Origin of the sequence: Massilia eburnea (assembly GCF_050709955.1) — a bacterium.
Lineage (GTDB): Bacteria > Pseudomonadota > Gammaproteobacteria > Burkholderiales > Burkholderiaceae_D > Rugamonas > Rugamonas eburnea_A.
The window spans coordinates 1-21183 of the sequence record NZ_JBNZFX010000010.1; the positions used below are offsets into that span (position 1 = coordinate 1).

At 59.7% G+C, this 21183-nt stretch carries 16 protein-coding genes, 2 tRNA genes, 2 rRNA genes and 3 pseudogenes; 14 read left to right on the forward strand and 9 right to left on the reverse strand.

The annotated features are described in order from the left end of the window. Window positions 1-198 (forward strand): hypothetical protein (locus tag ACQ4MM_RS07400; protein WP_431476782.1); only part of this gene is annotated, 198 nt, incomplete at its 5' end. On the opposite strand, the gene ACQ4MM_RS07405 is transcribed toward ACQ4MM_RS07400, so the two are convergent. Beyond that, window positions 195-458 (reverse strand): hypothetical protein, encoded by a 264-nt coding sequence (locus tag ACQ4MM_RS07405; protein WP_431476814.1) that lies wholly within the window; start codon window positions 456-458, stop codon window positions 195-197. The genes ACQ4MM_RS07400 and ACQ4MM_RS07405 overlap by 4 nt on opposite strands. Between ACQ4MM_RS07405 and ACQ4MM_RS07410 the strand changes: the two genes are divergently transcribed. The 6 genes and pseudogenes from ACQ4MM_RS07410 to ACQ4MM_RS07435 all read left to right on the forward strand — a co-directional run bounded on the left by ACQ4MM_RS07410 (window position 415) and on the right by ACQ4MM_RS07435 (window position 6709). Further along, window positions 415-786, forward strand: coding sequence for an NTP transferase domain-containing protein (locus ACQ4MM_RS07410; protein WP_431476812.1), 372 nt, complete (start codon window positions 415-417; stop codon window positions 784-786). The genes ACQ4MM_RS07405 and ACQ4MM_RS07410 overlap by 44 nt on opposite strands. Before the next feature lie 76 nt (window positions 787-862). After that, window positions 863-2662 (forward strand): annotated as a pseudogene (locus ACQ4MM_RS07415) (M61 family metallopeptidase). Window positions 2663-3062: 400 nt separating this feature from the next. Then, window positions 3063-3503 carry a GGDEF domain-containing protein gene (locus ACQ4MM_RS07420; protein WP_431476783.1) on the forward strand — a complete coding sequence of 147 codons (441 nt, stop codon included), beginning with the start codon at window positions 3063-3065 and terminating at the stop codon, window positions 3501-3503. A gap of 31 nt (window positions 3504-3534) precedes the next feature. Continuing rightward, window positions 3535-3838 (forward strand): annotated as a pseudogene (locus ACQ4MM_RS07425) (GGDEF domain-containing protein). A gap of 102 nt (window positions 3839-3940) precedes the next feature. Continuing rightward, the gene (locus ACQ4MM_RS07430; RefSeq protein ID WP_431476784.1) at window positions 3941-5125 is read left to right on the forward strand and encodes a hypothetical protein; all 1185 of its coding nucleotides are present in this window, start codon (window positions 3941-3943) and stop codon (window positions 5123-5125) included. Between the two features lie 63 nt (window positions 5126-5188). Then, window positions 5189-6709 (forward strand): hypothetical protein, encoded by a 1521-nt coding sequence (locus ACQ4MM_RS07435; RefSeq protein ID WP_431476785.1) that lies wholly within the window; start codon window positions 5189-5191, stop codon window positions 6707-6709. Here ACQ4MM_RS07435 and trpC read toward each other — a convergent pair. The 7 genes and pseudogenes from trpC to rpe all read right to left on the reverse strand — a co-directional run bounded on the left by trpC (window position 6702) and on the right by rpe (window position 12818). Beyond that, window positions 6702-7502, reverse strand: coding sequence for an indole-3-glycerol phosphate synthase TrpC (gene trpC / locus ACQ4MM_RS07440; protein ID WP_431476786.1), 801 nt, complete (start codon window positions 7500-7502; stop codon window positions 6702-6704). The genes ACQ4MM_RS07435 and trpC overlap by 8 nt on opposite strands. A 20-nt stretch (window positions 7503-7522) precedes the next feature. After that, a pseudogene (locus ACQ4MM_RS07445) lies at window positions 7523-8165 on the reverse strand (LysE family translocator). A gap of 3 nt (window positions 8166-8168) precedes the next feature. Beyond that, on the reverse strand, window positions 8169-9206 hold the full coding sequence (trpD, locus tag ACQ4MM_RS07450) for an anthranilate phosphoribosyltransferase (protein WP_431476787.1): 1038 nt from the start codon (window positions 9204-9206) through the stop codon (window positions 8169-8171). A gap of 14 nt (window positions 9207-9220) precedes the next feature. Continuing rightward, the gene (locus tag ACQ4MM_RS07455; protein ID WP_431476788.1) at window positions 9221-9787 is read right to left on the reverse strand and encodes an anthranilate synthase component II; all 567 of its coding nucleotides are present in this window, start codon (window positions 9785-9787) and stop codon (window positions 9221-9223) included. A 1-nt stretch (window position 9788) separates the two neighbouring features. Next, window positions 9789-11285 (reverse strand): anthranilate synthase component I, encoded by a 1497-nt coding sequence (trpE, locus tag ACQ4MM_RS07460; protein ID WP_431476789.1) that lies wholly within the window; start codon window positions 11283-11285, stop codon window positions 9789-9791. Window positions 11286-11461: 176 nt separating this feature from the next. Then, a complete protein-coding gene (locus ACQ4MM_RS07465; protein WP_431476790.1) occupies window positions 11462-12148 on the reverse strand; it encodes a phosphoglycolate phosphatase in 687 nt (228 codons plus the stop codon). Between the two features lie 4 nt (window positions 12149-12152). After that, on the reverse strand, window positions 12153-12818 hold the full coding sequence (gene rpe / locus ACQ4MM_RS07470) for a ribulose-phosphate 3-epimerase (RefSeq protein WP_431476791.1): 666 nt from the start codon (window positions 12816-12818) through the stop codon (window positions 12153-12155). Window positions 12819-12920: 102 nt separating this feature from the next. On the opposite strand from rpe, the gene apaG reads away from it, so the two are divergent. Together apaG and mltA are read left to right on the forward strand one after the other, a co-directional pair. Continuing rightward, on the forward strand, window positions 12921-13295 hold the full coding sequence (apaG, locus tag ACQ4MM_RS07475; RefSeq protein ID WP_090438700.1) for a Co2+/Mg2+ efflux protein ApaG: 375 nt from the start codon (window positions 12921-12923) through the stop codon (window positions 13293-13295). A gap of 117 nt (window positions 13296-13412) precedes the next feature. After that, window positions 13413-14654 (forward strand): murein transglycosylase A, encoded by a 1242-nt coding sequence (gene mltA / locus ACQ4MM_RS07480; RefSeq protein ID WP_431476792.1) that lies wholly within the window; start codon window positions 13413-13415, stop codon window positions 14652-14654. Here mltA and ACQ4MM_RS07485 read toward each other — a convergent pair. Continuing rightward, a complete protein-coding gene (locus ACQ4MM_RS07485) occupies window positions 14651-15088 on the reverse strand; it encodes a universal stress protein (protein WP_431476793.1) in 438 nt (145 codons plus the stop codon). The genes mltA and ACQ4MM_RS07485 overlap by 4 nt on opposite strands. Window positions 15089-15204: 116 nt before the next feature. On the opposite strand from ACQ4MM_RS07485, the gene ACQ4MM_RS07490 reads away from it, so the two are divergent. The 5 genes from ACQ4MM_RS07490 (at window position 15205) to ACQ4MM_RS07510 (ending at window position 21127) form a co-directional block, all read left to right on the forward strand. Beyond that, complete coding sequence (locus tag ACQ4MM_RS07490) at window positions 15205-15981, forward strand: enoyl-CoA hydratase (protein WP_431476794.1); 777 nt, start codon at window positions 15205-15207, stop codon at window positions 15979-15981. 330 nt (window positions 15982-16311) lie between these two features. Next, a 16S ribosomal RNA gene (locus tag ACQ4MM_RS07495) occupies window positions 16312-17842 on the forward strand. Between the two features lie 65 nt (window positions 17843-17907). Further along, a tRNA-Ile gene (locus ACQ4MM_RS07500) sits at window positions 17908-17984 on the forward strand. Window positions 17985-18003: 19 nt separating this feature from the next. Next, window positions 18004-18079 (forward strand) — tRNA-Ala (locus tag ACQ4MM_RS07505). A 176-nt stretch (window positions 18080-18255) separates the two neighbouring features. Continuing rightward, a 23S ribosomal RNA gene (locus tag ACQ4MM_RS07510) occupies window positions 18256-21127 on the forward strand. Together the 16S and 23S rRNA genes with 2 tRNA genes alongside form the textbook arrangement of a ribosomal RNA operon. The last annotated feature ends 56 nt before the right edge of the window (window positions 21128-21183 follow it).

Consider the following 21183-nt stretch of genomic DNA (forward strand, 5'->3'; position numbering starts at 1 on the left):
ACCAACTTCAATGACTACACGGTAGCGCGCATGACGGATATGCCGGTGGTGGAAGTATTTACCGTGGCATCGACCGACAACCCGACCGGCATGGGCGAGCCGGGCTTGCCGCCGTTGGCGCCGGCCCTGGCCAACGCGGTGTTCAAGCTGACCGGCAAGCGGGTGCGCAAGCTGCCGTTCGACCTGGCCAAGGCCTAAGGCAGGCATCCCGCGTGGCCATCCTCACCGCCGCCCATGCGCCTACCGAAGTTGCAGGCGCAGGCGCCGTTGAGGGCGGCGCGCTCACCGGCATCCTGCTGGCGGCGGGCCGAGGCAGCCGTTTCGACCCGACGGGCGAGCGCTATAAGCTGCTGCAGGCGCTGCCCCAGCGGCGAGCCTGTTGTGGTTGCCAGCGCGCGCGCCTTGCTGGCGGCGGTGGCGCGCGTAGTCGCGGTGGTGCGCCCGCAAGACGTGGCCATGGCAGACCTGTTACGCGGCCTTGGCTGCGAAGTTGTCGCTTGCGCCAACGCAGGCGACGGCATGGCTGCTTCGCTGGTGTGCGGCGTCCAGCACGCGCGCGATGCCAACGGCTGGCTGATCGCGCTGGCCGACATGCCTTATGTGCGGCCATCCACCATGACTGCGCTGGCGCAGGTGGTCGGGCAGGCCGGCGGCGGCGCGGGGCGCCGCGCAGATCGCGGCGCCGGTACAACCAAGGCCAGCGCGGCAACCCGGTCGCCTTCGGCCGCACCCACCTGCAAGCCCTGCTGGCGCTGGCCGGAGACCAGGGCGCCCGCAGCATTTTGAAGAACAACCCGGTTAACGAACTGACGGTGGACGATCCCGGCATCCTGCAGGATATCGACACGCCGTCCGACATCCAATGAAAAACAAAAAAATCAGCTACACCATCGCCGCCAAAGATCCGGCAACCCATATGTTCCAGGTCGCGATGACCATTGAAGCCCCCGCACCGGAAGGCCAGGTTGCTGGTGTTGCCGGCCTGGATCCCGGGCAGCTACATGATCCGCGAATTCTCGCGCAACATCGTGCAGATCCGCGCCGAGGCGAGCGGCCAGGCGCTTGAATTGACCAAGCTCGACAAGCACTCCTGGCAAGCAGCTCCCTGCAAGGGCAAGCTCACCGTGCATTACGAAGTCTATGCCTGGGACCTGTCGGTGCGCGCCGCCCACCTCGACCAGACCCACGGCTTCTTCAACGGCACCAGCGTCTTCCTGCGCGCCGTCGGCCAGGAACATGAGCAGCATATCGTCGATATCCAGCGTCCAGGCCACGAGGCAGCGGCCAAATGGCGTGTCGCCACCGCACTGAAGGAGCTGAAGGCCAAGCGCGCTACGGCTTCGGCACCTACATCGCGCAGGATTACGACGAATTGATCGATAGCCCGGTCGAAATGGGGTTGTTTGAAATGGCCAGCTTCAAGGCGCTGGGCGTGCAGCACGACGTCGTGTTCACCGGCCGCGTGCCCAACCTCGACATCGCCCGCGTCTGCGCCGACCTGAAGCAGATTTGCGAAACGCAAATCGCCTTCTTCGAGCCGCGCACGAAAAAAGCCCCGATGGAGCGCTACGTCTTCATGACGATGGTGGTGGGTGACGGTTACGGCGGCCTGGAACACCGCGCCTCCACGGCCCTGTTCTGCTCGCGCGCCGACTTGCCGACCACCGCGCAGAAAGGCAAGGAGCCGAGCGAGGGCTATATGAAGTTCCTCGGCCTGTGCAGCCACGAGTACTTCCACACCTGGAACGTCAAGCGCATCAAGCCCGCGGTGTTTGCGCCATACGATTACCAGGTGGAGAACTACACCCCCGCTGCTCTGGTTGTTCGAAGGCTTTACCAGCTACTACGACGACCTGATGCTGGTGCGCGCCGGCCTGTTGTCGGAAGAGGGCTACTTCAAGATGCTGGGCAAGACCGTCGGCGCCGTGCTGCGCGGCAGCGGCCGCACCAAGCAAAGCGTGGCCGATTCCAGCTTCGACGCCTGGGGCAAGTACTACCGCCAGGACGAGAACTCGCCGAACGCCATCGTCAGCTACTACGCCAAGGGCTCGCTGATCGGCCTGGGGCCTGGACCTGACCATTCGCGCCAAGACCGATGGCAAGCGCTCGCTGGACGACATCATGCGCGCGCTGTGGCAGAAATTCGGCCGCGACTTCTACAATGGCAAAAGCGCGCGGCGTGACGCCGGAAGAAGTGGAAGCGCTGTTCGACAACGTGGCCGGCTTCAAGCTGAAGTCCTTCTTCGACAAGTACATCCGCGGCACCGACGACGTGCCGCTGGCCAAGCTGCTGCCGCAGTTCGGCGTCGCTTACAAGGACGAACGCAAGGCGTCCAAGCCTAGCCTGGATGTGAATATCGGCCGCGATGGCGCCGACTGCAAGCTGAGTGCCGTGCATGACGGCGGCGCCGCACAGAAAGCCGGCCTGTCGGCCAATGACCTGCTGGTGGCAATCGATGGCCTGCGTGTCAGCGGCAGCCCGCCCAATGTGGATGGCCTGCTGTCACGCTACAAGGTTGGAGAAACCGTGCAGGTGCACGCCTTCCGCCGCGACGAGTTGCTGAGCTTCGACGTGGTGCTGCAAGGCGACCGCGTGCCGGCCCATCACCCTCGCGGTGGAACAGCAGAAAACCAGCCTGCGCCGGCCGACCGCATGACGTAGCCGTGAAATTCGCGCTGGATCCGTTCACCATCCTGTTCACCACCACGCTGACCTGCGCGGTGCTGGCAGTAGCCATGTATTCGATGCACGTGAGCTTCCGGCGCGAAGTGGCAGGCGTCGGACATTGGGCTGGCGGCCTGCTTTGCATGGTTGGCGCAGGTGGGCTGTTCCTGTCGCGCGGCTTGCTGCCTGACGAGTGGGTGCTGCCCGCGGCCAATACCTGCCTGATGTGGGGGCATCGGCCTGTCGATGGTAGGAACGCGGCGCTTTTTCGGCGAGCCGCCGGGATGGCCGATTTTCCACGCCGTGTGGCTGCTGGAGCTGGCGGCCATCCTGTGGGTGGCTGCTGGCCGAGCCCAACTTCCCGCGTCGCGCCACGGCGTTCAGTTTCCTGGTCGCGGTGTTCTATATCGATCAACTGCGCCTGGCCTGGCGCCATCGCACGCCGCACTTCACCAGCTGGTTGTTCGGCATCCTGCTGGCGCTGCAGGTGCTGAATGTGCTGACGCGCGGTGTGGCCGCCATATTCATCAGCGGCGAGGTGGCGGACCTGATGCAGCGCAGCCCCCTGGTCAATGTCTACCTGGCGCTGGCCAACTTCATGGCCTTGCTGCTGACGGTAGCCTTCCTGATGCTGGCCACGCGCAAGCTGCAGAAAATCCTGGAGCAGCGCTCCACGCACGATCCGCTGACCGGCGTGTTGAACCGGCGCGGCTTCCTGCAGTGTTTCAGCGCGGTGCGCGCGCGCCGGCAGCGCCACGCTGCGCCGCTGTCGCTGATGGCGCTCGACCTTGACTTGTTCAAGGCCATCAACGACCAGCACGGCCATGCGCAGGGGTGACAAGGTGCTGGTGCACGTCGCAGCGGTGGTGATGCGCTCGGTGCGCCAATGCGATTTCGTGGCGCGCTTCGGCGGTGAGGAGTTTGTGGTGCTGCTTGCCGGAGACCGCACTGCCGCATGCGCAGCAACTGGCGCTGCGCATCCAGTCGCTTTTGCACGAATGCCAACAGCCTGGACTGCCGTATTGCACGATCAGCATCGGTATTGCGTGCCAGGAAACAACAGGCGAGTCTCTTGACAGCTTGCTATCACGCGCCGACGCCGCCCTGTACCGCGCCAAGGAAAATGGCCGCAACCGCACCGAGCTTGCGGCCTCTACACCTTTGGCGGCCTGACTGGCGCCGCGTTGAAGGCTGTCGTTTTCATGCCGCACGGACTATTATTTTGCTCGCCGGTAATTTACCATCACTCATTACGAGTTTGGCTACGATTAATTTATGACTTATCTACTGCACATCGTCGCGCGCGAGGTTCCTGCCAACGATGCGGAAGTTCTCCCATTCCTGGAACAGATTGCCGGTGCAACCATCAGTATTGCGCCATCCCAGCAGCTGAAGAGTTTTCGCGATGCCATCGTGAAGCTGTTCCCCTGCCTGAGCAGCTATGCCGCCGGCGACCAGGCGCTGGCAAGCTGTCCTTGGGCGGATGGCCCGTTGGCAGACAATTTCAAGGGCGGCTATGGCAGCGTGGCGATTTCGCGCCGTCATGACGAAGTGATTCCTCACGTACTGCGCATCGCCAGCGACCTTGGCGTGACCGTGGTGGACGAGCAAAACGGTGCCGTCCACCGGCCGCAGGCATACCAGGTGGTACTGGAAGGCCCGCTGGAAGGCGTGGAAGTCGAGGTCGCGGCGACCCAGCTTGCGGAACTGATGAACCAGCCGCTCCCGCAAATGGTGCTGCTGTTGCATTCGCGCCGCCGTACCCTGGTCAAGAAGGGCCTGACCCGCTCGCAGGCCGAGGTGTATGTGAGCGCCTTGCGCGAACGCGCCAGCTGCCGCGCTTCGGTGTCGGCCGAACCGCGCAAAGCCGCCGGCAAGAACGCGCCGGTGGCGCCAGCCATGGCGCCACCAAAGACGGCGGCCAAGGCGCCAAGCGCGCCGCCGGTGCGCGCGGCGCAAGCACAGCCGGTGACGACATTCGACCAGCCGGAATTCATTGGCATCCAGCCTGACGACCGGATGTTCAAGGCCGCCGATTCGCAGCGCACGGCGGCTGCGGTGACTGTTGTCAGCATTGCATTGCTCCTGCTGGTGATGGTACTGCGCGTCAAATCGCCGTACCTGACGTCGATCGCATTGGCGATGCAGGTGCTGGGCGCAATCGCGGTGGTCCGTTTTGGCCAGGCCATGGATTCCGGCCTGCTGCGTACCCTGATGTTTGCTTTGCTGGCACTGGTTCCGGGATTGGGTGCCGTGCTGGTAGTGTGGACTTACTTCCGTGCCGCGGGCGCCTTGAAAGCGCACGGCCTGACGACCCGCAACTCCTTGCTGGACGCCGACGAGGTGCGCGAACTGGGTGGCCTGGAGGGGATGCTGCCGTCGACCAAATTCCTGCTGGTCTTGCTGGTGCTCGGGGCGGCTGGCGGCTACGCCCTCAGCCAGGGGTTGCTGCCGATGTGATTTTCGTTGTAATCGTGCAATGGAAGTTTAATTCTATGCATGGTTTTCAATTAAAATCACGGAATGAACCATCAGCTACAACTGGCCTCCGTGGCCGCTCCCGAGTCCGATCTCGACGTTTTCCCCTTCATGAACCAACTGCGGCAGGAGGCCGGCGACCAGCCGCCTTCTGCCGTGTTGACGCGTTTTTACGACGCGCTGGCAGCCCTGTTTCCGGATACCCCCTGGTCGGACGGCCATTTCGCCGGTGATGCGGGCCGCCTGACGGTGACCTATCGCCGCAACGAAGTCCTGCCGCACGTGCTCCATCTGGCAAGCGAACTTGGCCTGACCGTGGTGGATAACCATTCTGGCGCAGTGCACCGCCCGGCGATCTACCAGGTTGTGCTGGAAGGCCCCGCGCCAGGCGTGGAGTTGGGCGATGCGGCCCGCCGCCTGGCGGCCGTGATGAGCAAGCCGATCACGGAAATGCTGCGGCTGTTGTCGGGCGGGCGCCGGACCGTCGTCAAGAAAGGCGTGTTGCGCGCCCAGGCCCAGTTCTATATCGATGCGCTGAAGGAGCGGGCCGGCTGCCACGCGACGCTGCTGCTGGAGTCCGGCCGCGAAGTAGCTGCTCCACCGCCACCGAGCCCACCGCCGGCACGGCCGGCCCCGGTCAAGCAAGCGCCGGCTGCCGCTGGCCTGTCGCTGGAAGCGGCGGAAGCAAAATCCGCCATGCCGCCGCTGTCGCGCCGCGAGCCCGAGCCGGAACACTATGCGGTGGCCGATTCCGGCGCCGATCCGCGCTTGTTCATGCTGGCCGATGGCTTGCGCCTGACGATTTATGCGACCGTGTTATACCTGGTCGCGGCTTACTTCATTCGCAGCCTGGCCGGCTGGCCAAAGTCCTGCCTGGCGCTGGGCGTCACCATTTTGGCGATGCTCGCCGTCTACCGCCTGTCCAAAGGCGCGGGCTCGAATATCGTGATGCGGATCCTGGCAATGGTCCTCATCATCATCCCGCTGGCCAATATCCTGGTGCTGATCCTCCTGATCCGGCGCGGCAAAGTGGCGCTGCGCGAAAACGAAATTGGCGCCGGCTGGTTTGGCGCTTCGTACGACGACATGGTCCGTTTGCGCGGCGGCAGCACCGCCACCCTGCCGTCGACCCTGATGGGCCTGGTCGCGGTGCTGGGCGTGGCTGGCATGGTGGGCCTTGGGAAGCAGACCGCGGAAAAATATGTTGACGCGATGCTCGGTAAACATCCGCAGCCTTGCGCCATTGTCGGCATCTGGGAGTCGAGCAAGCTTGGCCCGAACGGCAGGGTGGTGATGCGCGATGACGGCAATTACTTTGTGCTGCCGTTGAAGGGCCAGGAAGACAAGGTAAAAGAAGAGCAGGGTGAATGGTCGGTGCGCAACCGCAACTTCGTCTGGCAAGTGCCGCTGGCTGACAAACCATGGATGAAGGCCGAACATATCGAGACCTTCAAGCTCAGTCTCGATGGCCAGTCCATCACCATGTTCGAACCGCAAGGAAAGAGCTTGTTTACCGAATGGCGCCGCGCCGGCGCCATGAAATCGGAGCGTTGCGGCTTTAATTGAACAGCTTGCGCAGCTCGGCCCCCGGGTCGGGCGCGCGCATGAATGCCTCGCCGACCAGGAAGGCGTGAACGTCGCGTTCGCGCATGCGCTGCACGTCGGCTGGCGTCATGATGCCGGACTCGGTGATCACCATGCGCTCTTGCGGGATGCGCGACAGCAGGTCGAGCGTGGTGTCCAGCGTGACGTCGAAGGTGCGCAGGTTGCGGTTGTTGATGCCGATCAGGCGGCTCTTCAGGTTCAGCGCGGCGCTCAGCTCGTCGCCGTCGTGCGATTCGATCAGCACGTCCATGCCCAGTTCATGGGCGCAGGCTTCCATTTCCGCCATCAGGCCGTGGTCCAGCGCCGACACGATCAGCAGGATGCAGTCGGCGCCCATCGCGCGGGCCTGGTAGATCTGGTACATGTCGACCATGAAGTCCTTGCGCAGCACGGGAATGTCGCAGGCGGCGCGGGCCTGCTGCAGGTAGTCGTTGGAACCCTGGAAAAAGTTCACGTCGGTCAGTACCGACAGGCAGGCGGCGCCGGCCTGGGCGTAGCTCTCGGCGATTTCGGCTGGGCGGAAGTCGGCACGCAGCACGCCTTTCGAAGGCGAGGCTTTCTTCACTTCGGCGATCACCCCGGCCTGGCCGGCGTCGATCTTCTGGCGCAGGCTGGCTTCGAAACCGCGCAGGCCGGCGCGCAGGTCGTTGTCGCCCTCCACCTCGTCGCGCAGGGATTGCAGGCTGCGGTGTTTCTTGGCAGCGGCTACTTCGTCGGCCTTGACGGCCAGGATTTTGTTCAGGATATCGGACATGATGAATTTATCTGCGATGCTCAGTGTTGTTCGGCCAGGGCCAGGCGTGCGCCGAGCGCGATGAACAGGCTTCCGGTCACGCGGTTCAGCCACAGCGCCACCAGCGGTTTGACCTTCAGCTTGGCACTCGCGAAGGCAGTGAAGATGGCAAGGCCGTTACACCACAGCATGCCGTTGAAATTGAAGATGCAGCCAAGGATCAGGAAGGCCAGTGGCTTGTTGGCCGCATCGGCATCGATGAACTGCGGCACGAACGCCAGGAAGAACAGTGCGACTTTCGGGTTCAGCACATTGGTCAGGAAACCCTGGGCGAAAGTGCGCCGATAGGGCTGAGGCGCCGGAGCGCTCGCTGGCGCCTCGGGCGTGCCGCCCTTAAGCCGCGCACGCAGCATGCCGATGCCGCACCAGACGATATACGCTGCGCCCACCCACTTCACCACGGTAAAAGCGGTGGCGGAAGTTGCCAGTACCGCCGATAGGCCCAGTGCCGCCGCGCCAATATGCACCATGGTGCCGGCGCCAATCCCCAGCGCCGCCGCGCATCCCGCGCGCCAGCCCTGGGTAGCGCTGCGCGCCATGATCAGCAATGAGTCCGGCCCCCGGCATGATGTTCAGCAGCAGACCGGAGATGACGAACAGTGTCAGGTCATGGATGCCGAACATCGCCTAGCCCTCCCGGCCGAGTTCCTGGGTAACGCGGACGAACTGTTCCAGCTTGGCCACTGCCGCGCCGGAAGATACCGCCGCGCGCGCGCGCGCCAGTCCATCCTCGATCGAGGAGGCAATGCCCGCCGCATACAGTGCGGTGCCGGCATTCAGGGCCACGATATCCGACGCGGGTCCTGGCTCGCCGCGCAGGGCTTCCATCACGCGCGCCTTGGATTCCACCGCATCGGCCACTTTGAGGTTGCGCGAAGCGATCATCGCCAGGCCGAAGTCCTCAGGATGGATCTCGTATTCACGGATTTCGCCGTTGACCAGCTCACCCACCATAGTGCCGGCGCCCAGCGATACTTCATCCATATTGTCGCGGCCATACACCACCACCGCATGCTGCGCGCCCAGGCGCTGCAGCACACGCAACTGGATACCCACCAGGTCCGGGTGGAACACGCCCATCAGGATGTTCGGCGCGCCGGCGGGATTGGTCAGCGGACCGAGGATGTTGAAGATCGAGCGCACGCCCAACTCGCGGCGCACCGGCGCCACGTGCTTCATCGCAGCGTGGTGGTTCGGGGCGAACATGAAGCCGATCCCGGTTTGCGCGATCGACTGCGCGATCTGCTCCGGTTTCAGGTTGATATTGGCGCCCAGCGATTCGATCAGGTCCGCGCTGCCGGAAGAGGACGACACGGAACGCCCGCCATGCTTGGCCACGCGCGCACCTGCGGCAGCGGCGACAAACATCGAGGCGGAGGAAATATTGAAAGTGTGGGCGCCGTCGCCGCCGGTACCGACGATATCCACCAGGTTGGAGGTATCGGCCATCGGCACCTTGGTCGAGAACTCGCGCATGACTTGCGCCGCAGCGGTGATCTCGCCGATGGTTTCCTTTTTCACGCGCAGGCCCATGGTCAGGGCCGCCATCATTACAGGCGACATTTCGCCGGACATGATCTGGCGGAACAGGTGCAGCATCTCGTCGTGGAAAATCTCACGGTGCTCGATGCAGCGAACCAGCGCTTCTTGATGCGTAATTGGCATGATGCTTCCTTCTCTTATTTGCGGTCGAGGAAATTCTTCAGCAAGGCGTGGCCGTGCTCGGACAGGATGGACTCAGGGTGGAACTGCAAACCCTCGATGTCGTACTCCTTGTGCCGCACGCCCATGATTTCGCCGTCGTCGGTCCATGCTGTCACTTCCAGGCAGGAAGGCAGCGAGGATCGCTCGATTGCCAAAGAGTGGTAGCGGATTACCGTGAACGGGCTGGATAAGCCCTGGAACACGCCCACACCCGTATGCGCGATAAGAGAAGTTTTGCCATGCATGACTTGCTTGGCTCGGATAACTTTGCCGCCAAAGGCTTCGCCGATGGCCTGGTGTCCCAGGCAGACGCCCAGGATAGGTTTCTTGCCCGCGAAGTGCTTCAGCACTTCCAGCGAGATGCCCGCCTGCGACGGGTCTTTCGGACCCGGCGAAATGCAGATGCGGTCAGGATTCAACGCTTCGATTTCGGCGATGGTGATTTCGTCGTTGCGGTGCACCCGCACGTCTTCACCCAGTTCACCGAAATACTGCACGATGTTGTAGGTGAAGGAGTCGTAGTTGTCGATCATCAGCAGCATTTCAGAACTCCCCATCCAGGCCATCTTGCACTTGCTCGGCCGCGCGCAGTACGGCGCGCGCCTTGTTTTCAGTTTCCTGCCATTCCATTTCCGGTATCGAATCGGCGACGATGCCGGCGGCGGCCTGGACGTACAGCATGCCGTCCTTGATCACGCCGGTGCGGATCGCGATCGCCACGTCCATTTCGCCGCCGAAGGACAGGTAGCCGCAGGCGCCGCCATAAATGCCGCGCTTGCAGATTTCCAGCTCGTCGATGATTTCCATCGCACGCACTTTCGGTGCACCGGTCAGGGTGCCGGCAGGGAAGGTCGCGCGCAGCACGTCCAGGTTGGACATGCCTTTCTTCAGCTTGCCCTCCACGTTGGAGACGATGTGCTGAACGTGCGAGTACTTCTCGATCACCATCTTGTCGGTCAGCTTCACGCTGCCGATCTCGGAGATGCGGCCCAGGTCATTGCGCGCCAGGTCGATCAGCATCACATGTTCGGCGACTTCCTTCGGATCGTTCAGCAGTTCTTCGGCCAATGCCGCGTCGCGTTCCGGCGTATTGCCGCGCGGGCGGGTGCCGGCGATCGGGCGCAGCGTGACTTTCTTTTCGCCGTCCGGCAGGGTCTCGTTGCGCACCAGGATTTCCGGCGACGCACCGACGATCTGCATATCGCCGAAATTGTAGAAGTACATGTACGGCGAAGGGTTCAGCGAACGCAGCGAGCGGTACAGCGTGAGGGGCGAATCCACATATGGCTTGCGGATACGCTGGCCAATCTGCACCTGCATCAGGTCACCGGCCAGGATGTATTCGTGGGCTTTGGCGACCGCCTTCAGGTAGTCCTCTTTGGCGAAGTCGCGGATGGTTTCGGTACGTACCGAAGGCGTGGTCACCGGCGCATCGACGCCGCGGCGCAGCAGGGCGCGCAGGTCTTTCAGGCGCTGGCGTGCTTTGGAGTAGGCTTCCGGCTGCTGCGGATCGGCGTAGACGATCAGGTACAACTTGCCGGACAGGTTGTCGATGACGGCCAGTTCTTCGGTCACCATCAACTGGATTTCAGGCAGGCCCAGGTCATCCTTCGGCTTGGTCTTGGCCAGGGTCTTTTCAATATGGCGAACGGTGTCGTAGCCGAAATAGCCGGCCAGGCCGCCGCAGAAACGCGGCATGCCGGGACGCAGGGCTACTTTGAAGCGCGCCTGGTATTGCTCGATGAATTCGAGGGGATTGCCTTCATGGGTCTCGATCACCTGGCCGTTCTTGACGATCTCGGTCAGCTTGCCGGTGCTGCGCAAGATGGTGTTGGCCGGCAGCCCGATGAAAGAGTAGCGGCCGAAACGCTCGCCGCCCACCACCGACTCCAGCAGGAAGGTGTTCTTGCCGTAGTTCTGGGTCTGGGCCAGCTTGAGGTAGAGCGTGAGCGGGGTTTCGAGGTCGGCGAAAGCTTCCGCGATCAAAGGAATACGGGTATAGCCTTCCGCGGCCAGGGATTTGAATTCGAGTTCGGTCATGTGTCTCTCCATTCCGCCGCAGGATAGGGTGGGGGCGGTAGGTTACAAAAAACCTGCCGGAGCATGATATGCGCCAGCAGCAATCAAGACTACTGTCAGGATTGCCAGCGTCGCCACAGCCAGGCCTCAATCGAGCCCCGGTGGGTTACATTGTGTCTTTTGTTGAGAAACATCGTTTAGTTTGCGCGTGAAATCAGTTCAGCTGCATGAAGAAGCGTGTCAACTATACCATCGGAATCTGTTTCATGTATACCCACTCCGTGGTTATAACCATATGGCACTGTAAGCACAGGGCAGCCTGCCGCGCGGGCCGCTTCCGCATCGTTTGAAGAGTCGCCAATTGCCACCACCTGCGCCGGCGGCAGGCCGAAGAATTCGCAGGCTCTCAGCAATGGCAAGGGGTGGGGTTTCTTCTTTTCGAAGGAATCGCCGCCGAACAGCACTTCGAAATAGCGGTCCAGGCCTTTCAGCGCAAGCAGCGGTTTGGCGAAGGCCACCGGCTTGTTGGTCACGCAGGCCAGGCGCAGGCCGTGGGCCTGCATGGCCTGCAGTCCCGCCACCACGTCGGCATACACCTCGCTGTGGCGGCCGTTGATGACCAGGTAATGGCGCTGGTAGGCTTCCATCGCCTGCGCGAACAGGCGTTCCACGCCGTCTTCGTCATGGTCCAGCGCAAGCACGCGCCGCACCAGGTTTTCGGAGCCTTTGCCGACCATCAGTTCGATCTGCGCCGCGGTAATCGGCGCCAGGCCCAGTTCTTCGCGCATCAGGTTGATGGCCACTTCGAAGTCCGGCATCGTGTCGAGCATGGTGCCGTCGAGGTCAATGATGGCGGCCCTCACGCCGCGCAGGACCGCCGCCATGCGATTACAGCGAAGCCAGCTGGCCGCGCATTGCGTCGATCACGGCCTTGTAGTCAGGCTGGCCGAAGATCGCGGAACCGGCTACGAAGGTGTCGGCGCCTGCTTCGGCCGCGGCCTTGATGTTGTCGATCTTGATGCCGCCATCGACTTCCAGCATGATGTCGCGGCCGGATTCATCGATGCGGCGGCGTGCTTCGGCGATTTTCTTGAGCGCTTGCGGGATGAAGGACTGGCCGCCGAAGCCCGGGTTCACCGACATGATCAGGATCATGTCGATCTTGTCCATCACGTGGTCCAGGTAGCTCAGTGGGGTGGCAGGGTTGAACACCAGGCCGGCCTTGCAGCCGTTGTCGCGGATCAGTTGCAGCGAACGGTCGATGTGGTCCGAGGCTTCTGGGTGGAAGGTGATGATGTTGGCGCCCGCTTTGGCGAAATCGGGGATGATGCGGTCGACCGGTTTGACCATCAGGTGCACGTCGATCGGCACCTGCACGTGCGGGCGGATCGCCTGGCACACCAGCGGGCCGATAGTCAGGTTCGGCACGTAGTGGTTGTCCATCACGTCGAAGTGGATAATGTCGGCGCCGGCGGCAACTACGTTGCGGACCTCTTCACCCAGGCGGGCGAAGTCGGCGGACAGGATGCTCGGAGCGATACGGAAAGTGGTCATGGCTGGTCGGCGGTGAAAAAAGATGCGTTATTTTACGCTGCTGTGCGGACGCTGTCCGATTGCTTGGACTAGAATTGCCCAATTGTTATGAAGGAAACCCTTATGGCCCAGTATGAGTTTGCGGTCGAGGTACGCACCCAGTACCTGCCGGAACAGTCCAATCCGGACCGCACCAATTTTGTGTTTACGTACACGATCACCATCAAGAACACCGGCACGGTGCCGGCCCAGCTGATTTCCCGCCACTGGGTGATCACCGATGCGAACAACCATATTGAAGAAGTGCGCGGCCTGGGTGTCGTAGGCCACCAGCCGTTGCTGGCGCCAGGCGAAGTGTTCGAGTACACCAGCGGCACGCAACTGCGCACGCCGCAGGGCTCCATGTTTGGCGAATATTTCTGCGTGGCCGAAGATGGCCATCAGTTCGAGACCAAAATCCCGGAGTTCGTGCTGTCGCTGCCGCGAACCCTGCACTAGTTACTTGTCGCCGTCCTTCTTCTTTTTGTTGGATGGCAGCGTCCACCAGACGATAAACACCAGAAGGAAGAGCGCCACCAGCGCTTCAAGCATCAGATAAATCATAGACAACACCTCATGTTTTTGACACGCCGTAGTTTACCCGTTTGCGTCACCGCCGTCGCGTTAGTACTGGCCGGCTGCGTTACTCCACCACCGCCTCCTGCCAAACCGGCGCAGCCCGCGCCAGTCACGCCAACCGCGCCAACCGCGCCAGCGACGCCCGTCCAGCCGCCGGCCCAGCCAACCGTGCCGGCCGCCTCGACGCCTCCCGCCAAAGCCGAATTCGTTCCCGCCCGCTTCTCCGACTTGCCGGGCTGGGAGCGCGACGACCTGCGCGCAGCGTGGCCGGCCTTCATGCTGTCCTGCTCCAAGCTAGCAGGCGGCGCAGACTGGAAAGAACCCTGCGCCATCGCCAAAACGGTCGATGCCAGCAGCCAGGCCGCGATTCGCCTGTTCTTTGAATCCTTCTTCGACCCGCACCAGGTGATCGCACCGGACGGCGGCAATAACGGCTTGATTACCGGGTACTACGAGCCGCTGCTGCGCGGCGCCCGCAAGAAGGGTGGCCCTTACCAGACACCGTTGTACAAGGTGCCGGACGATATGGTCATCATCGATGTCGGCTCGGTCTATCCCGAACTGGCGGGCAAGCGGGTGCGCGGTCGCCTGAAAGGCAAGCGCGTCGTGCCGTATCCTGCGCGCGAGGAAATCAGCCGTGCCGGCCTGCCGGGCAATGAGCTGTTGTGGGTGGACGATGCGGTCGAGGCCTTCTTCCTGGAAGTGCAGGGCTCCGGCCGGGTGCAGCTGCCAGACGGCGACACCATACGCGTCGCCTACGCCGACCAGAACGGCCGCCAGTACCAGTCGATCGGCAAATGGCTGGTGCAGAAAGGGGAGCTGACCGTTGAGCAGGCCACTGCGCAAGGTATCAAAGCCTGGATCGATGGCCACCCGACGCGCCAGCAGGAACTGTTCAATGCCAATCCAAGCTATGTCTTCTTCAAGGAAGAAAAGCTGCCGGACCCGAAGGTCGGCCCGAAAGGCACGCTGAATGTGCCGCTGACGCCGCAGCGCTCTGTCGCGATCGATCGCAGCCAGCTTCCTCTGGGCGCGCCGGTCTACCTGAATACCACGTTGCCGGGTGATGACGAGATGCCGCTGCAAAGACTGATGCTGGCACAGGATACCGGCGGCGCCATCAAGGGCGCTATCCGCCTCGACCTGTTCTTCGGCTTCGGCTCGGAGGCTGCCGATGTTGCCGGCCGCATGAAACAGCGCGGCAATATCTGGGTCCTGCTGCCCAAGCTGGCCCGCTAACGCAGCACGAGCACTGGCAAGTGCGTATGGGCCAGGACTTTCTGCGTTTCGCTGCCGAGGAACAGTTTGTTCAGCCCCGTGCGACCGTGGGATGCCATCAAGATGATGTCGCAATGGCGTTCTTCCGCAGTCCTGACGATTACTTCATAAGGGCTGATCGCTTCGCCCAGCACTGCATCGCATTCCACGCCGGCAGCGCTGGCGGCGGCCAGCACCTTATCCAGGCCGGCCTGCACATTGCGCCGCATTTCGCGGTCGAATGCGCCCGCATCCGGTAGCACGGCGGCATCGGCAAGCGGCACGAAGGGCAGGGGCTGGACCACGGATACTGCCGTGATGCGCGCGCCGTGGATTTTCGCGAACTCAATCGCAGTCCGGGTAGCCCGTTCCGAAAGTTGCGAGCCATCGGTGGGCAGCAAGATCGATTTGAACATGGCGGTTCTCCTGGCAAATTCCCTGGTTCAGTGTAGGTCTACCCCCGATTCACAGGCGCGCGCTTCGACCACAACAGATACAATTGCCCGATAGTTAACCGACTGGAGGAGAATAAATGGAATACCAGGACCTGCTCGTAGAAGTACATGACAAGGTGGCGTTGATCCGCCTGAATCGTCCGAAGGCGTTGAATGCCCTGAACGACAATATGATGAACGAGCTGGGCGAGGCTTTCGCCAAATTCGATAAAGACCCGGCAATCCACGTGATCGTGCTGACTGGCAGTGAGAAAGCCTTTGCCGCTGGCGCCGACATCGCCGCAATGAAGGACTACACCTATCAGGACACCCATCGTGACAACTATATTGGACGGAACTGGGAGCACATCCTGAAAGTGCGCAAGCCGGTGATCGGCGCTGTGGCCGGCTTCGCGCTGGGCGGCGGCTGTGAACTGGCGATGATGTGCGACTTCCTGGTTGCCGCCGATAACGCCAAGTTCGGCCAGCCGGAGATCAAGGTTGGTGTGACCCCAGGTGCCGGCGGCACCCAGCGCCTGCCGCGCACCATCGGCAAGGCAAAAGCCATGGACATGCTGCTGACCACCCGCATGATCGACGCTGCCGAAGCGGAGCGCATCGGCCTGGTGTCGCGCGTGGTCCCTGCCGACAAGCTGCTTGAATCCGTGCTGGAAATCGCCCAGGGCATCGCCCAGATGCCGGTTTCCGTCGCCATGCAGATCAAGGATTGTGTCAACCGCGCCTTCGAAACCACGCTGTCGGAAGGCGTGAACTATGAGCGCCGCCTGTTCCATGCAGGCTTCGGTACCCCGGCCCAGCGCGAGGGCATGTATGCCTTCCTCGAAAAACGCTTGCCAAACTTCGAAGGTCTTTGATATAGTTCTGTCCCTCGCAACGCAGCGTACTTAACGCAGCAGAGTGAGGGAAGAAAAAAGAGGGTTGACGAGTTGCACGCTGTACCGCATAATCTCGCTTCTCTGCTGCTGACGAACACAACGCTTCGTCGAATAAAGAAGGCAGCGATCTTTAAAAATCAACAGTCGATAAGTGTGGGCGTTTGATGAATATGCCCGAGCCTTTATGGCTCGATGCTCAAAATATTAGTTGTAACGCTCGCACAAAATATATTAAACGTAATCTCGCAAGAGATTCGTCAGTATTTTGAGTGAGTGACCTCCGATAGAAATATCGGAAAAACAGAGATTAAACTGAAGAGTTTGATCCTGGCTCAGATTGAACGCTGGCGGCATGCTTTACACATGCAAGTCGAACGGCAGCGCGGACTTCGGTCTGGCGGCGAGTGGCGAACGGGTGAGTAATATATCGGAACGTACCCAAGAGTGGGGGATAACGTAGCGAAAGTTACGCTAATACCGCATACGATCTAAGGATGAAAGCAGGGGATCGCAAGACCTTGTGCTCCTGGAGCGGCCGATATCTGATTAGCTAGTTGGTGGGGTAAAGGCCCACCAAGGCAACGATCAGTAGCTGGTCTGAGAGGACGACCAGCCACACTGGAACTGAGACACGGTCCAGACTCCTACGGGAGGCAGCAGTGGGGAATTTTGGACAATGGGGGCAACCCTGATCCAGCAATGCCGCGTGAGTGAAGAAGGCCTTCGGGTTGTAAAGCTCTTTTGTCAGGGAAGAAAAGGCTGTAGCTAATATCTACAGCTGCTGACGGTACCTGAAGAATAAGCACCGGCTAACTACGTGCCAGCAGCCGCGGTAATACGTAGGGTGCAAGCGTTAATCGGAATTACTGGGCGTAAAGCGTGCGCAGGCGGTTTCGTAAGTCTGTCGTGAAATCCCCGGGCTTAACCTGGGAATGGCGATGGAGACTGCGAGGCTAGAGTTTGGCAGAGGGGGGTAGAATTCCACGTGTAGCAGTGAAATGCGTAGAGATGTGGAGGAACACCGATGGCGAAGGCAGCCCCCTGGGTCAAAACTGACGCTCATGCACGAAAGCGTGGGGAGCAAACAGGATTAGATACCCTGGTAGTCCACGCCCTAAACGATGTCTACTAGTTGTTGGGTCTTAATTGACTTAGTAACGCAGCTAACGCGTGAAGTAGACCGCCTGGGGAGTACGGTCGCAAGATTAAAACTCAAAGGAATTGACGGGGACCCGCACAAGCGGTGGATGATGTGGATTAATTCGATGCAACGCGAAAAACCTTACCTACCCTTGACATGGATGGAATCCCGGAGAGATTTGGGAGTGCTCGAAAGAGAACCATCACACAGGTGCTGCATGGCTGTCGTCAGCTCGTGTCGTGAGATGTTGGGTTAAGTCCCGCAACGAGCGCAACCCTTGTCATTAGTTGCTACGCAAGAGCACTCTAATGAGACTGCCGGTGACAAACCGGAGGAAGGTGGGGATGACGTCAAGTCCTCATGGCCCTTATGGGTAGGGCTTCACACGTCATACAATGGTACATACAGAGGGCCGCCAACCCGCGAGGGGGAGCTAATCCCAGAAAGTGTATCGTAGTCCGGATTGTAGTCTGCAACTCGACTACATGAAGTTGGAATCGCTAGTAATCGCGGATCAGCATGTCGCGGTGAATACGTTCCCGGGTCTTGTACACACCGCCCGTCACACCATGGGAGCGGGTTTTACCAGAAGTAGGTAGCTTAACCGCAAGGAGGGCGCTTACCACGGTAGGATTCGTGACTGGGGTGAAGTCGTAACAAGGTAGCCGTATCGGAAGGTGCGGCTGGATCACCTCCTTTCTAGAGTCGGCATCAGACTCAAACGTTCACACTTATCGACTGTTGTAATACGAAGAACAGCAAATGGGGCTGTAGCTCAGCTGGTTAGAGCACCGTGTTGATAACGCGGGGGTCGTTGGTTCGAGCCCAACCAGCCCTACCAGTCCCTTGGCAGTACACACGGGGGATTAGCTCAGCTGGGAGAGCACCTGCTTTGCAAGCAGGGGGTCGTCGGTTCGATCCCGTCATCCTCCACCAAGATTTCAAATGTAAGCGCAGACGCTTAGGTTTGAACTCTTATGTTCATCGTTCTTTAACAATCTGGAAGAAGTAAAAGTTTTATTAAGCGATATCGAAAGATATCACTTAGGGTAGTAGTAAAACTCATCAAACACAGTAGTAAGTGCTTGAACTTATAGCCGTCAAGGTTATAGGGACAAGTGAATAAGTGCACATGGTGGATGCCTTGGCGATTACAGGCGATGAAGGACGTAGTAGTCTGCGATAAGCTTCGGGGAGCTGACAAACAAGCATTGATCCGAAGATTTCCGAATGGGGAAACCCGGCCTTTTAGGTCATTGCATACTGAATACATAGGTATGCAAAGCGAACGCGGCGAACTGAAACATCTAAGTAGCTGCAGGAAAAGAAATCAACCGAGATTCCCAAAGTAGTGGCGAGCGAAATGGGAAGAGCCTGTATGTGATAGTCGTTTGGATAATGGAATAGATTGGAAACTCTAGCCATAGCGGGTGATAGCCCCGTACGTGAAATCCAAGCGGTGGTACTAAGCATACGACAAGTAGGGCGGGACACGAGAAATCCTGTCTGAACATGGGGGGACCATCCTCCAAGGCTAAATACTCGTAATCGACCGATAGTGAACCAGTACCGTGAGGGAAAGGCGAAAAGAACCCCGGGAGGGGAGTGAAATAGATCCTGAAACCGTGTGCATACAAACAGTAGGAGCCTCGTAAGGGGTGACTGCGTACCTTTTGTATAATGGGTCAGCGACTTACATTCAGTGGCGAGGTTAACCAATTAGGGGAGCCGTAGAGAAATCGAGTCCGAATAGGGCGCTAGTCGCTGGGTGTAGACCCGAAACCAAGTGATCTATCCATGGCCAGGTTGAAGGTGCGGTAACACGCACTGGAGGACCGAACCCACTAATGTTGAAAAATTAGGGGATGAGCTGTGGATAGGGGTGAAAGGCTAAACAAACTTGGAAATAGCTGGTTCTCTCCGAAAACTATTTAGGTAGTGCCTCAAGTATCACCGACGGGGGTAGAGCACTGTTATGGCTAGGGGGTCATCGCGACTTACCAAACCATTGCAAACTCCGAATACCGTTGAGTGCGAGCTTGGGAGACAGACATCGGGTGCTAACGTCCGGTGTCAAGAGGGAAACAACCCAGACCGCCAGCTAAGGTCCCAAAGATTGGCTAAGTGGAAAACGAAGTGGGAAGGCTAAAACAGTCAGGATGTTGGCTTAGAAGCAGCCATCATTTAAAGAAAGCGTAATAGCTCACTGATCGAGTCGTCCTGCGCGGAAGATGTAACGGGGCTAAGCCAGTCACCGAAGCTGCGGATATCCGCAAGGATATGGTAGGAGAGCGTTCTGTAAGCCTGCGAAGGTGTCTTGTGAAGGATGCTGGAGGTATCAGAAGTGCGAATGCTGACATGAGTAGCGATAATGCGGGTGAAAAGCCCGCACGCCGTAAGCCCAAGGTTTCCTGTTCAACGTTCATCGGAGCAGGGTGAGTCGGCCCCTAAGGCGAGGCAGAGATGCGTAGCTGATGGGAAGCAGGTTAATATTCCTGCACCGTCGTATGATGCGATGGGGGGACGGATCGCGGAAGGTTGTCTGACTGTTGGAATAGTCAGTTTCTGGTTCATAGAAGGCGCTTAGGCAAATCCGGGCGCGTAATTCAAGGGACTGGGACGAGTGCACTAGTGCACGAAGCAATCGGAAGTGGTTCCAAGAAAAGCCTCTAAGCTTCAGTCATACGAGACCGTACCGCAAACCGACACAGGTGGGCGAGATGAGTATTCTAAGGCGCTTGAGAGAACTCGGGAGAAGGAACTCGGCAAATTGGTACCGTAACTTCGGGATAAGGTACGCCTCGGTAGTTTGACCACTTTACTGTGGAAGGACGAAAAGGTTGCAATAAACTGGTGGCTGCGACTGTTTAATAAAAACACAGCACTCTGCAAACACGAAAGTGGACGTATAGGGTGTGACGCCTGCCCGGTGCTGGAAGATTAAATGATGGGGTGCAAGCTCTTGATTGAAGTCCCAGTAAACGGCGGCCGTAACTATAACGGTCCTAAGGTAGCGAAATTCCTTGTCGGGTAAGTTCCGACCTGCACGAATGGCGTAACGATGGCCACACTGTCTCCTCCCGAGACTCAGCGAAGTTGAAGTGTTTGTGATGATGCAATCTACCCGCGGCTAGACGGAAAGACCCCATGAACCTTTACTGTAGCTTTGCATTGGACTTTGAACCAATCTGTGTAGGATAGGTGGGAGGCTTTGAAGTAGGGACGCCAGTTCCTATGGAGCCAACCTTGAAATACCACCCTGGTTTGTTTGAGGTTCTAACCTTGGTCCGTAATCCGGATCGGGGACAGTGCATGGTAGGCAGTTTGACTGGGGCGGTCTCCTCCCAAAGTGTAACGGAGGAGTTCGAAGGTACGCTAGGTACGGTCGGACATCGTGCTAATAGTGCAATGGCATAAGCGTGCTTAACTGCGAGACCGACAAGTCGAGCAGGTACGAAAGTAGGACATAGTGATCCGGTGGTTCTGTATGGAAGGGCCATCGCTCAACGGATAAAAGGTACTCTGGGGATAACAGGCTGATTCCTCCCAAGAGTTCATATCGACGGGGGAGTTTGGCACCTCGATGTCGGCTCATCACATCCTGGGGCTGTAGCCGGTCCCAAGGGTATGGCTGTTCGCCATTTAAAGTGGTACGTGAGCTGGGTTTAAAACGTCGTGAGACAGTTTGGTCCCTATCTGCCGTGGGCGTTGGAAATTTGAAGGGGGCTGCTCCTAGTACGAGAGGACCGGAGTGGACGAACCTCTGGTGTACCGGTTGTCACGCCAGTGGCATTGCCGGGTAGCTAAGTTCGGAAGAGATAACCGCTGAAAGCATCTAAGCGGGAAACTTGCCTTAAGATGAGATTTCCCAGAGCCTTGAGCTCTTTGAAGGGTCGTTCGAGACCAGGACGTTGATAGGTCAGGTGTGGAAGTGCAGTAATGCATTAAGCTAACTGATACTAATTGCCCGTACGGCTTGTCCCTATAACCTTGCCGGTTATACAGCACTTGCCTGTGTTTGAGATACCCAACTTTACTTC